Origin of the sequence: Acholeplasma equifetale ATCC 29724 (assembly GCF_000687735.1) — a bacterium.
Classification (GTDB): domain Bacteria; phylum Bacillota_I; class Bacilli_A; order Acholeplasmatales; family Acholeplasmataceae; genus Acholeplasma; species Acholeplasma equifetale.
Genome location: NZ_JHXL01000007.1, coordinates 12,975 through 27,406, shown reverse-complemented (window position 1 = coordinate 27,406; position 14,432 = coordinate 12,975). Strand labels below are relative to the sequence as shown.

Sequence of the window (14,432 nt, the reverse complement as noted above, 5' to 3'; positions counted from 1 at the left end):
ATGATAATTTTATCAGTTGAAACATCATGTGATGAAACAAGTGTTGCAGTAACAAAAGATGGTAAAGAAGTGCTATCAAATGCAGTTTACTCACAAATAGATATACACAAAAAATATGGTGGAGTTGTTCCAGAAATAGCTTCAAGAGCACATATTCAGTCTATGCTTTACATGTTTGAAGAAGCTATACATAATGCGAATATAAAAGTAAGCGATATTGATTTAGTCGCTGTGACTCAAGGACCGGGATTAATTGGATCATTATTAGTTGGTATTAATGCAGCTACAACATTCGCATATGCAAATAACTTACCATTAATGGGTGTAAACCACTTAACAGGACATATCTATGCAGCTCAAATCGAGGGAGATATTAAATATCCTGCATTAGCATTATTAGTTAGTGGTGGACATACAGAATTACTTTACTTAAAAGACAATATGAATATTGAAATACTAGGAACAACTTTAGATGATGCTGTTGGAGAAGCTTATGATAAAGTAGCACGTATCTTAGGACTATCTTATCCAGGTGGACCTGTTGTGGATAAATTAGCACATCAAGGGAAACCAATTTATCAACTCCCAATACCTTTATTAAAAAATGATCCATATAATTTTTCATTTTCTGGATTAAAAAGCGCAGTACTTAATTTAGTACATAATATGCGTCAAAGAAATGAATCATTTAATGTTGAAGATGTTTGTGCAAGTTTCCAAGAAGTTGTTACAGAAGTTTTAGTTCAAAAAACTAAAAATGCAATTGAAACATTAGGTGTTAAGCAATTAATAGTTGCAGGTGGTGTTGCAGCAAATAAAGGATTAAGAGAAAAAATGTATGAAAAAATTAAGGATATTGAAATCTTAATACCTCATATTCGCTATTGTACAGACCAAGCTGCTATGATTGGAATTGCAGCATATTATCAAAATTTAGTAAAACCAGCAACAAAAGATTATTATATTGTTGGTAAATCTTCACTTGATTTTGATCATTTTAAGCGTTAATAATAGATATCCCCTCAAAATACCTATATAATGTAGGTGGAAGAGGGGGTTTTTTTATGTTTAAATTGTTTAAATGGATTTTTAGAATTATTGGTATTTTAGTATTAATTATGACAATACTACCAATTATTGGTCTTATTTTCATGTATAAAGATTATCAACCACCCTATGATGATTTTGAATCATATGATGAACTTTCTTTCAACGATATTTTAAATGACCGATTAGATAAGTTTTTAAGCGGTGAAACAAATTCTATTGATTTTACATTAACTAATGCAGAAGTTAATTCAGCATTAAAAGATTTATATGCAACATCAAATCCTTTGTTTGGTTCAAGTGATCCAAATGTTTCTGAAACTGATAAAAAATATGCATATAAACTAGGCGACTATGGTGGATTTAAGGGTGTTACTGTTTATTTTATCAATGATGGATTAACTGTCGAAGCAGGAGTTGAAGCGGGTTTTTCAGGTATATATTATAAGACTACGATATTTTTAGAATTAAAATTAAAAACCGAACAAGTCATGTATAATGATTTGACACAATCCAAATATTCATTAGAAATTAAAAATATGAGTTTAGGTAATTTACCTGTTTTATGGATGTATGATTTATCAAATTGGGTATATGGATTAGTATTTAAAGAAGATTTAAATACAACAATTAAAAATTTAGTATCGGGCTTTGGTAATTACGATTTAAATACAAAAACAATTTGGATATATTCAGAAGATATTATTAAACTTTTAGGTGAAGATAACCAAAATAAAGTTTTACTTGAAACTTTATTCGGATTTATTGATGAAGCACAATTAATTGACTTTGAATTAGGGAGCAATCAAGGTGGAATTAGTTTCAAATTAAATGAATTAAAATCAACAAAAAATCAATATACAATTTTAAATTCTATTCAAAACGATCAAGATTTAAAAAATTTGTTTACTGGGCAATTATCTAGTGTTTTGCTAAGTGCTTTAGTACCGGGAAGTAAATTAAACTTCATGATGCATGAATTATCTTTAAACGAATTAATCGATTATTATCTTCGTGATTCGATGATTATTGAACAAGAACTTAAAATAGGTGATGTAACTTATAAATTAAAAGCTCAACCAATTTTTGCAGAATTAAATGATGATAAAGTATATTTAACGATTATATTAAATTTTTATAATGAAGCAGAACCAACTAATATTTTTAAAACACACTTTACATTAGAAACTACCCCTTCAATTAGGAATAACGATTTAGTGTTCACCGTTTTAAATATTTTAGTAGGGGATTCAAAATCATTAGGTGCTAACCGAATTGAATCAGTATTAAACTTACTGGGTGAAACTGATTATATTGAGAGTAATGAAATTGTCATAAAAGATTTCTTAGAAGAATTTACAACCCAACATGTCACAGTTGAATCTGTAGAAGTTGAAAATAAATATTTAGTCTTTGAAATTACGCCTGATCAAGAGACAACAAGTTTATTACAAGATTTACAAAATGAAATTCAAAATGCTTTAGAAGATGTATTTACTAATCCTCAATATAGTAATCTTGAATCAACCTATCAAGATTTCATCAATAATCAAGCAACACTCAATGATTTAATTGATACAATGAATGATTTATCTCCAAATGTTCAACAACAATTGTTTGAAGATTTACAAAATCTTTTAGGTGATTATAGTGATTTAATACCGAATTTATAAAATTTAAAAGATGTCTAGGAAAAACCTAGACATTTTTTTGGTTTTAAGGAGAGTTATATCATGTAATATGATATAATACGTAAAGAAGGAGAGATGTCAGCCTATGGTAATTTTGTTCGTTATTGATAACATCCATCAATTATCAAATGGAACAACAATTACGACTAAACGCTATATAGAGGCATTAAGAAAACGCGGACACGAAGTTCGTATTCTTTCAATCGGATCTAACGATATTGAGGGGCTTTATCCATTACCTGTACGTTATATTCCGATTGTGTCAGAAGTTGCAGCTAAACAAGATGTTTCTTTTTCTAAACCAGATCGACAGATGATTGAAAAAGCGTTAGTTGGTGTAGATGTTGTTCATTTAGTGACACCTTGGAAAACAAGTCGAGTTGTAAGAAAAATAGCAAGTCAAAAAAACATTCCTACAACCGCCTCATTTCATATTCAACCCGAAAATATTACATTTGGAGCAGGATTAAATCATTTTGGATTTATTAATAAATTGATTTATCGACGTTTTAGAAGATTTTATGAAAAAATCTCTTATACACATGCTCCAAGTAATTTTATTGCACAAGAACTTAAAAACAATCACTACCCAACAACTATAAAAGTTATCTCAAATGGTGTATCAGATGTTTTCTTTGATATTAAAAACCAAGAAAGAAAAGATAAATTTACAATTGTTTCAACAGGTAGATATGCTAAAGAGAAGCGACAGATTGTATTACTTAAAGCTGTTGCAAGTTCAAAATATAAAGATCAAATTAAAATTGTTTTACCTGGACAAGGTCCATATGAAAAGCGTTTAAGAAAATACGCAGAAGAACATAATTTAGATGTTGAATTTGGATTTAAAAAACAAGATGAATTAATCAAAACATTAAGTGAAGCATCACTTTATGTACATGCTGCATATATTGAAATCGAAGCAATTGCATGTTTAGAAGCAATTGCTGCAGGATTAGTTCCTGTTATTGCAAATAGTAAGAAAAGTGCAACACCACAGTTCGCATTAACAGAAAAAAATTTATTTAAACCAAACGATGAAAATAGTTTAAGAGAAAGAATTGAATTTTTCATTGAAAATCCTTTAGAAAAAGAAAAATTAAGAATTCAATATCAAAGTTTTTCAAATAAGTATCGATTAGATTACTCAATTAATTTATTTGAAGAAATGCTTAGACTATCTATTCAGGATCAAAGAGCTTATAATTTATCAAAATCTGTTAAAGGAAAAGTATTTAATCAAAGATTAAATTCAGGTCCATTTAAGAAAACAATTTCAGCAATGACATATTATTTATTTGCTTTACCACTTTTATTCTTATATTTCAAATTTATATTAAACGTTAAGTTTGTAGATAGAAAATATATAAGGGGTATTAAGGGTGGAGCAGTATTAGTATCCAATCATGTTCACACATTAGATAGTGTGATGAATTCATTTGCGGCTTTTCCAAGGCGACCGGTAATGACTGCAATGAAAGCTAATTTTGATCTTCCTATTGCAGGTATTTTTGTAAATCTTTTAGGAGCAGTTCCAATTCCAGATAATTTACTTGAAACACAAATATTTTTTAAACATATGAGTGAGAAGGCCAAAAGAGGTCGACTCATTCACATTTATCCTGAAGGTGAATTAATTACTAAGGATAAAAACTTAAGAACATTTAAGCGTGGAGCATTTCAATTAGCTGTGCAATCAAGTGTTCCAATTGTCCCAATTCATATTTCATTTATTGAATATAAATTCTTCATATGGCAAAGAGAAAAAATTGTTTGCCGTGTTGGTATGCCTATCTATCCTGATTTAACCATACCTTCTGATGAAGCGCTCAATAAATTAATGGAACAAACGACAAATATAATGAATGAATTAACTTTAAATTAGAAGGTGATGTTATGAAAGATCAATCAAATTTTATTAAAACAATTATGGAAGAAGATTTAAAATCAGGTAAACACGATACAATTATTACACGCTTTCCACCAGAACCAAACGGGTTTTTACATATAGGACATGCTAGAGCTATCATTATTAACTTTGAATTAGCTAAAGTATTTGGTGGTTATACAAACTTACGTTTTGATGATACAAACCCAGAAACTGAAGATGAAATGTATGTTAAAGCGATTAAACGCGATGTGGAATGGCTTGGATATACCCCTCATGGAATTTATTTTGCAAGTAACTATTTTGATGAAATGTTTGAAAGAGCAGTGCTTTTAATTAAAAAAGGTTTAGCATATGTTGATGATCAAACAGCAGAAGAAATTCAAAAAACACGTGGTGATATTTTAACACCTGGTATTGAATCACCTTATCGAAATCGAAGTGTTGAAGAAAACTTAAAACTTTTCTATGAAATGCGTGATGGAAAGTATAAAGAAGGTGAAAAAGTACTACGTGCTAAAATCGATATGGCATCTCCAAATATGAATATGAGAGACCCAGTACTTTATCGTATTAGCTTTGCAGTACATCATAATACAAAAGATAAATATAAAATTTATCCAATGTATGACTTTGCACATCCAATTGAGGATGCTATTGAAGGTATTACACACTCATTATGTAGTTTAGAGTTTGAAGACCATAGACCTTTATATGATTGGGTTGTAAGAGAAACAGAAATGCCTAAAGTACCACGTCAAATTGAATTTGGTCGTTTAGGTTTAAAGAATACAGTCATGTCCAAACGTTTCTTAAAACAACTTGTTACTGAAAACTTAGTTGATGGTTGGGATGATCCAAGATTACCAACAATTGGTGGATTAAGAAGAAAAGGTTATACAAAAGAAGCGATTCGCAGCTTTATTCTTGCAACTGGATTATCTAAAGTAAATAGTGAAGTTGAAGTGGATATGTTAGAAGCTTTTGTACGTGATGACTTACAAGCTAAAGCTAAAAGAGCTTTTGCAGTCATAAACCCATTAAAAGTAACAATTACTAACTATCCAGAAGATAAAATTGAATATGTTGATGTACCATATCATCCAGATTTTGATTATGGATCAAGAAAGATAGCATTCGGAAGAAACATATATATTGAAAAAGAAGACTTTAGTGAAGTGAAACCAGATAATAAGTACAAGAGATTATCATTAGGTAATGAAGTACGTTTATTCCACACATATTTCATTAAAGCGTATGATGTTATTAAAGATGAAAATGGAGAAATTATTGAGGTTTTAGCAACTTACGATCCAGAAACAAAATCAGGATCAGGCTTTAATTCAAGAAAGCCAGACGGTACAATTCATTTCGTTGAAGCAAGTCAAGCTATTAAAGCACAATTTAATTTCTATGGTCCATTATTAGTTGGTGATGATTCTAAAGATTTAATTGAAAGATTTAATCGTGATTCATTACATATTAAATATGGTTTTGTTGAAAATGCACTTAAAGATGTCCAATTATATGACAAGTTCCAATTTGTAAGAAACGGATACTTTAATACAGATCATTCAAAAGAAGATTTATTAGTATTTAACGAAACCGTTGCATTAAAGAGTAGTTATAAGTAGGAGATTTCATGAAAGAGTGGCTCAATAAACTTAATGAGCAACAAAGAAAAGCGGTAATGCATATTGATGGACCGCTTTTTGTTGTTGCAGGTGCGGGAACAGGTAAGACAAGAACACTTACAACACGTGTGGCGTATTTAATTAAAGAAATCGGTATTGCACCGGAAAGTATTTTAGCAGTCACTTTTACCAATAAAGCAGCAAGAGAAATGAAAGAACGCATTATCGATATGGCGGGTCCTCACAGTGTGTCTGTGTGGATTTATACTTTCCATGCTTTAGGCGTTCAAATTTTAAGACAACATATTGATAAACTCAATATGGGTTATACAAACCGATTTAATATTGCAGATGAAGATGATGCAAAAGGTATTGTTAGAGATGCAATTAAAGAATTAAATTTAGATCCTAAACAATATAAAGTGAATTATATTCGTAATAAAATTTCGTATTATAAGTACTTTAAAAAAGAAGTTTTTGATGATCAAAATGAAATGAATATTTATCAAATTTATGATCGTATAATGGTTGAAAATAATCTTTTAGATTTTGATGATCTTCAAGTATTACTTTATAAATTATTAAATGAGCATGAAGGTGTTAGAAATTATTATCGACAAAAATTCCAATATATTTTAATTGATGAATTTCAAGACACTGATTTTTTACAATATCAAATCATTAAACTTCTTGTTGGTGAACATAAAAATATTTTCGTTGTAGGTGATCCTGACCAAAGTATTTATGGGTTTAGAGGAGCAGATTATGAAAATGCTAATCGTTTTAAAAGAGACTTTGGTAATGAGCATGTATTAAATATTAATTATCGTTCAACAAAAAAAATCTTAGACCACGCCAATAGATTAATTAAATTTAATCAAAATCGTCCATTTGAAAAAGAGTTAGTTTGTGACCTTGGGGATGGATTTGATCCACAAATTTGGAGTGCATCAACTGATATACAAGAAGCAAATATGATTGCAAATGAAATTGAACGATTAAAAAAAGAATTAGGCTATTCATACAATGAAATTGCAATACTTTATAGAAATAATGCACTTTCAAGATTACTAGAAGATACTTTAATGAAATACAATATACCATATACAATATACGGTGGGTTATCTTTCTATCAAAGAAAAGAAATTAAAGATATCTTAGCTTATATTCGTGTTATTTTAGATCCAAGTTTAGATTTTTATTTAAAACGCATCATTAATGTTCCTAAACGTGCGATTGGCCCAACATCTGTTAAAAAGTTAGAAGATAAGGCTAAAGAATTAGGTGTATCTATGTTTGATGCAATTGATTATTTAGATGTATCAAGTAAAACACTACAAGCATTTAATGAATTTAAAAACTTAATTTTAAGATTAAGAGAACGATTATATGATATGAATGATTTAGGTGAAGTTGTATCATATGTTGCCTATCAAACAGAATATATTAAAATGCTTGAAGATGAAAAAGATGATATATCTAAAGAACGCATTGAAAATATTAATGAATTAAAGAGTGTATTTGTTCAAGGAGATGTATTTTATGAAGGTACATTCATTGAAAAACTTACTCAAATTCTTGACCAAATCGCCTTATATACAGATTTAGACCAGAAATTACCTGAACAAGGTGTTATTTTATCAACATTCCACCAAGTTAAAGGATTAGAATTTAAAGTTGTTTTTATGGCAGTTATGGAAGAAGATATATTTCCTTCACCTCTTTCAATATTTGAATCAGGAAGTTTAGATGAAGAAAGACGAATTGCATATGTTGGTGTCACGCGTGCTAAAGAACGTTTATATTTAACATATGCTAATCAACGTTTACTTTATGGTAGTGTGAAATATAGTGAGCCAAGTCGTTTTATTAAAGAAATGATGGAACCTAAAAAGGTTATGGTTTCAAAACGTATAGAACCATCAACACAAAACACAACGTTTCTTAAAGCGGGCGATAAAGTTAACCATCAAGTATTTGGAGAAGGTATTGTTGTTAATGTTGAAGATGATATTGCAACCATAGCATTTAAGATGCCTCATGGTGTTAAGAAAATATTAGAAAATCATCCAAGTTTAAGAAAAATATAATAGATGCTAACAAGCATCTATTTTTTTATATAAAAGGTGATATTATGAAGTTTAATCAACAACAATTAGATGCAATATATTCAAAAAATCAAAATATATTATTAATTGCAGGTGCAGGTAGTGGTAAAACAACTGTAATTATTGAGCGAATTAAATATTTAATAGAATCAGGTGTAAAAAAAGATGAAATTTTATGTATTACTTTTACCAAAAAAGCAGCAGACGAAATGAAATCAAGAATTAAAGAGAAAAATTTATCAATATATACATTTCATGCTTTTTGTTATAAAGAATTAAAAAAGGAAAATAATACAATTCAAATATTTAAATCAAACGATTTATATAGTGAGAAAAATTTATTAAAAATAAGTTTATATAAAAATAGTTTATTTCAAACAAAAAAACCAAAAATATATGATTCATATCAAACATATTTAAAAAATAATCATTTATATGATTTTGATGATTTAATTTTAAATGTATTAAATAAAATTTCTCTCCATCCATATAAATATATATTTATCGATGAGTTTCAAGATACTAATAAATTACAGTTTCAATTACTTTTAAACATGAAACGAAATAATGTTTCGTTTTTTGCTGTAGGAGATCCAGATCAAAGTATTTATGGATTTAGAGGATCATATATTGATATTTTGAATCAATATATAAAAAAATTTAACGCTCAAAAACTTATTTTACAATACAACTATCGTTCGGATTTATATATATTAACTGCAGCAAATAACCTTATTAAACACAATAAAAATCGGTTCAAAAAAGATTTACTCACAACAAACCCTAAAGAAAAAGAAGTTTTAATTTTTATTGGTTCAAAAGATGAACAAATAAACTATATTATTCACTTAATCAGAAACAATCAAAATAAAAAATATACGATACTTTATAGAAATAACTATCAAATATTAGAACTAAAAGCTGCTTTGGAATACTTTTTTATCAATAGAGTATCTTTTTATACGTTTCACGAATCAAAGGGGCTAGAATTTGATAATGTAATTATTTATGAAGCGGATATATTACCTTATTTAAAAGATGAAACATTTTTTAATATTGAAGAAGAAAGAAGATTGTTTTTTGTAGGGATAACGAGAGCTAAAGTCGAGCTTTATATAACAGCATCAAAAATGACACCCTTTTTAAAATCTTTAAAGGTAAAACGTGTTACAATGAAAGATATATTTTATTAAAATATAAAATTATAAAAAAGTATAACATGCTAGTGTGATACATACGGTAGCGTGGTATAATAAAAAGTGGTGATATAAATGGACGCAAAAGCAAGAATTATTGAATTAAGACAAATTATAGAAGAAGCTAACGTTAGATACCATACAATGGATAATCCAATGATGACAGATTATGAATATGACAAACTCATGAAGGAATTAATTGAGCTAGAAAAAGCATATCCAATGTATGATGATCCAAATTCACCAAGTAAAAAAGTTGGTGGGGAAATCTTACAACAATTTGAAAAACATCAACATACAGTACCTATGATGTCATTATCCAATGTATTTAGCATTGATGAAATGAACGGATTTTATGAAAAGATGATAAAAGAAAACAGTAATTTAAGTTTTGTAACAGAACTTAAGATTGATGGTTTAGCTGTTTCTTTAATTTATAAAGAAGGGAAACTCATTAAAGCTGCAACACGTGGTAATGGTTTAGTTGGTGAAGATATTACACAAAATGTTAAAACAATTAAAGATATTCCACATCAATTAAAAAAACCAATCGATATTGAAGTTCGTGGTGAGATTTATATGTCTCATCAAGCATTCAAAAAAGCAAACGAAGAACGTTTAAAAGAAAACCAGGAACTATTTAAAAATCCTAGAAATGCAGCAGCAGGAACAATTCGACAATTAGATAGTAAGGTCGTTGCAAAACGTGGATTATCAATGTTTGTTTATACGATTGTAAAAGGCATAAATTTTGTTAAAACACAATTTGAAGCATTGAATTTCTTAAAAGAGTTAGGATTGCCAGTAAACCCTTACTATAGACATGTAAAAGATTTTAACGGGCTTAAAGAAGCCGTTTTATATTATGATGAGTTAAGAAAAACATTACATTATGACACCGATGGGGCAGTCATAAAGGTAAATGAATTCGATCAATATGAAAAAATTGGTTATACTGCCAAATCACCAAAATTCCAAATCGCATATAAATTTGAAGCTGAAAAAGAAGAATCAAAAATATTAGATATTACCTTCCAAGTTGGAAGAACTGGTGTTATTACACCTGTTGCAGAATTAGAACCTGTACTAATTAGTGGTTCATTAGTCAGTCGTGCAACACTTCATAATGAGGATTATATTAAAAATAAAGATATCCGTATTGGGGATTATGTTTGGGTTCATAAAGCAGGTGAAATCATACCTGAAGTAATTGAAGTAAATCTTCAAAAACGAAATAATCAAGAACCATTTAAAATGATTGAGCATTGTCCGGTTTGTCAGAGTAGATTAGAAAGAAAAGAAGATGAAGCAGATTATTATTGTATGAATCCGGATTGTAGTGGAAAAAACGTATTTAAACTTGTTCACTTTGCAAGTAGAGTAGCTATGGATATAGATACTTTAGGTGAGAAAGTTGTTGAATTATTACATGAACAAACATTCTTACAACAAATTTCAGATATATACAAATTAAAAGACCATTATGACTCCTTAATCGAATTAGATGGCTTTGGAAAAAAGAGTGTAGATAAGCTATTAGAAGCCATAGAAAATTCCAAAAAACAACCACTTGACCGACTATTATTTGGACTAGGGATTAAGCATGTGGGTGCTAAAGTATCTAAAATATTAGTCAATCATTTTCCATCAATGGATGCACTTATGCATGCAAGTTATGAGGACTTAATAAATATTCCAGACATTGGACCTGAAATAGCAAACTCAGTTGTTCAATATTTTAAAGATGAATCCAACATCAAATTAATTAATGAATTAAAATTATTAGGTTTAAATATGAATTTTGAAAAAATTCAAGTTAAAGAACATCCGTTTAATGGTAAAGGGTTTGTCTTAACAGGTACACTTCAAAACTTTAAACGCGATGAAGCTAAAAAACTTATTGAATCATTGGGTGGTAATGTATTAAGTTCAGTATCGGCGAAAACAGACATTTTATTAGCAGGTGAAGATGCTGGTTCTAAACTTAAAAAAGCCACAGAACTAGGTATTAGAATTATGTCTGAAGACGAATTTATGGAGCTTATCAATGAATGATTTTATTTCTATTAAAGGTGCAAGAGAAAATAATTTAAAAAATATAAATATTGATATACCTAAAAATAAGTTTGTTGTTATGACTGGTGTTTCAGGTAGCGGTAAGTCGAGTTTAGCATTTGATACAATATATCAAGAAGGTCAAAGACGCTACATGGAAAGTTTATCAAGTTATGCAAGACAATTTTTAGGTAACTATGAAAAACCTGATGTGGACTCTATAGAAGGTTTAAGTCCATCAATTTCTATTGATCAACGCACAACATCAAATAACCCTCGTTCAACAGTTGGAACTGTTACAGAAATTTATGATTTTTTTAGACTTTTATATGCAAGAATTGGTATTCCTTATTGTCCAGGGTCAGATGTCCCTGTTACAAAACAAACTATTGATGAAATGACTGATCGTGTTATGTCTTTTCAAGAAGGTGATAAGATTGTTATTGTTGCACCTGTTATTGAGCGACAAAAAGGAACACATAAAGATAAACTACAAGGATTTATCAAAGAGGGGTACTCAAGAGTTTATGTTGATGGTGAAATTAAACTAATTGAAGAATTAGATGAACTAGATAAAAATAAGTTTCATACGATTGGATTAGTGATTGATAGAGTTATTTTAAGAAGCGATGTACGTAATCGTATTTATAGTGCATTAGAACTTGCAAGTAAATTAGCTCATGGCAAAACAAAAGTTATTGTTAATGAAAAAGATGTTTTAAACTTTAGTGAACAATACTATTGTGAAGGCATTGATTTTAGTATTCCTGAATTAGAACCTAGATTATTTTCATTTAATACACCAATTGGTGCCTGTCCACATTGCAATGGATTAGGTGTTAAATTAGAAGTTTCTAAGGCGTTAGTTGTAAATCCTGAAAAAGGTATATTAGATGGTGGTATTATCCCATATAAAAATAATGATGAAGGAAATCTATCAAGTCAGGAAATTGAACAAATATGTAAACACTTTGATATAGATCCGTATATTCCTATAAGAGAATTACCTGAAGAAAAATTAAATATCATCCTTTATGGTTCAGATGAAGAAATTCATTTTAAATTAAAATCAAATTCAGGTAGAGTACATGAAAAGGTAAGCCGTTTTGAAGGGATTATAAACAGTTTAAATCGTCGTTATATAGAGACAACATCTGATTGGATTCGTCAATGGATAGAATCATTCATGACTGAAACGGTATGTCCAAAATGTCATGGATATCGTTTAAATGAAGCAGCGTTATCTGTAAAAATTAATAAAATGAATATTAGTGAGATGATGGATCATCCAATTGATGATTTAATTCAGGTAATTAAAAACTTAAACTTAAACGAAAACGAACAAAAAATTGCTAATCTTGCATTGTTAGAAATTGAAAATAGATTAACGTTTTTGAGAGATGTGGGATTAGGGTATTTAAATTTATCACGTAGTGCAAGTACATTATCTGGTGGTGAGGCACAACGTATTCGACTTGCAACTCAAATTGGTTCTAAATTATCAGGGGTATTATATGTCTTAGATGAGCCATCTATTGGTTTACATCAAAAAGATAATCAAAAACTTATCGATTCTTTAAAGAAAATGCGTGATTTAGGTAATACATTAATTGTTGTTGAACACGATCACGATACAATGTTACAGTCGGATTATTTAGTAGATATCGGACCAGGTGCTGGTAAGTTTGGTGGCAAAGTTGTTGCAGCTGGAACACCAGAAGAAGTCATGAACAATCCAAAAAGTTTAACAGGAAAATATTTAAAAGGTGAATTAGAAATTGAAACACCAAAGGTTAGACGAAAAGGTAATGGTAAAGACATAACGGTTATTGGTGCGAAAGAGAATAATCTTAAAAATATTACGGTATCATTCCCACTTGGAAAACTTACATTAGTAACCGGGGTATCCGGTAGTGGCAAATCAACATTAGTAAATGAAATTTTATTAAAAGGATTACGTCAAAAAATTTATCGATCAAAAGATTTAGCAGGCAAACACGATCTTATTCAAGATAATGGTTATATTGATAAAATTATCGATATTTCACAATCACCAATTGGATACAATCCAAGAAGCAACCCTGCGACATATACCGGTGTATTTGATCAAATTCGTGATGTTTTCGCTATGACGAACGAAGCAAAAGCAAGAGGTTATGCAAAAGGTAGATTTTCATTTAACGTCCGTGGTGGAAGATGTGAAGCATGTAGTGGGGACGGTGTTAAAAAAATAACTATGCACTTTTTACCAGATGTGTATGTTCCATGTGAAGTATGTGGTGGTACACGATATAATAAAGATACTTTACAAATTAAGTATAAAGGTAAAAATATTGCAGAAGTTTTAGATATGACGATCGATGAAGCTGTTGAATTTTTCAGCAATCATCCAAAAATTTACAATCAATTAAAAACTATTCAAGATGTTGGTTTAGGATATATTAAATTAGGTCAAAGTGCACCCACATTATCCGGTGGAGAAGCACAACGTGTAAAACTAGCATCTGAATTACATAAACGTATAACACCAACAACGTTATATATATTAGATGAACCAACAACTGGTCTTCATACGGACGATGTCAAGAAGTTAGTTAAAATATTACATCGTATTGTTGATGAGGGTGCAACGATGGTTGTTATTGAACATAATTTAGATGTTATTAAAAACGCTGATTATATTATCGACTTAGGCCCTGAAGGTGGAAATGGTGGTGGACAAGTCGTTGCAACCGGTACACCTGAAGAAGTTGCTATGGTTAAAGAAAGTTATACAGGAAATTATTTAAAACAAATACTTAAATAAAGGGGGT

At 29.4% G+C, this 14,432-nt stretch carries 8 protein-coding genes; all 8 read left to right on the top strand.

The window, feature by feature from the left end:
• The 8 genes from tsaD (at position 1) to uvrA (ending at position 14,425) form a co-directional block, all read left to right on the top strand.
• Positions 1-1,008: a tRNA (adenosine(37)-N6)-threonylcarbamoyltransferase complex transferase subunit TsaD gene (gene tsaD / locus T434_RS0104300; protein ID WP_026400051.1), complete on the top strand. Its 1,008-nt coding sequence runs from the start codon at positions 1-3 to the stop codon at positions 1,006-1,008.
• A 56-nt stretch (positions 1,009-1,064) separates the two neighbouring features.
• Positions 1,065-2,720, top strand: coding sequence for a hypothetical protein (locus T434_RS0104295; protein ID WP_026400050.1), 1,656 nt, complete (start codon positions 1,065-1,067; stop codon positions 2,718-2,720).
• 103 nt (positions 2,721-2,823) lie between these two features.
• Positions 2,824-4,623 (top strand): glycosyltransferase, encoded by a 1,800-nt coding sequence (locus T434_RS07500; RefSeq protein WP_051614403.1) that lies wholly within the window; start codon positions 2,824-2,826, stop codon positions 4,621-4,623.
• Positions 4,624-4,634: 11 nt separating this feature from the next.
• Positions 4,635-6,260 (top strand): glutamine--tRNA ligase/YqeY domain fusion protein, encoded by a 1,626-nt coding sequence (locus T434_RS0104285; protein ID WP_026400049.1) that lies wholly within the window; start codon positions 4,635-4,637, stop codon positions 6,258-6,260.
• An 8-nt stretch (positions 6,261-6,268) separates the two neighbouring features.
• Positions 6,269-8,350: an ATP-dependent helicase gene (locus T434_RS0104280; RefSeq protein WP_026400048.1), complete on the top strand. Its 2,082-nt coding sequence runs from the start codon at positions 6,269-6,271 to the stop codon at positions 8,348-8,350.
• Between the two features lie 44 nt (positions 8,351-8,394).
• On the top strand, positions 8,395-9,561 hold the full coding sequence (locus tag T434_RS0104275; RefSeq protein WP_026400047.1) for an ATP-dependent helicase: 1,167 nt from the start codon (positions 8,395-8,397) through the stop codon (positions 9,559-9,561).
• A gap of 78 nt (positions 9,562-9,639) precedes the next feature.
• On the top strand, positions 9,640-11,619 hold the full coding sequence (gene ligA / locus T434_RS0104270; RefSeq protein ID WP_162150726.1) for an NAD-dependent DNA ligase LigA: 1,980 nt from the start codon (positions 9,640-9,642) through the stop codon (positions 11,617-11,619).
• Complete coding sequence (uvrA, locus tag T434_RS0104265) at positions 11,612-14,425, top strand: excinuclease ABC subunit UvrA (protein ID WP_026400045.1); 2,814 nt, start codon at positions 11,612-11,614, stop codon at positions 14,423-14,425. Before ligA ends, uvrA begins: the two co-directional genes overlap by 8 nt.
• Positions 14,426-14,432: the final 7 nt, after the last annotated feature.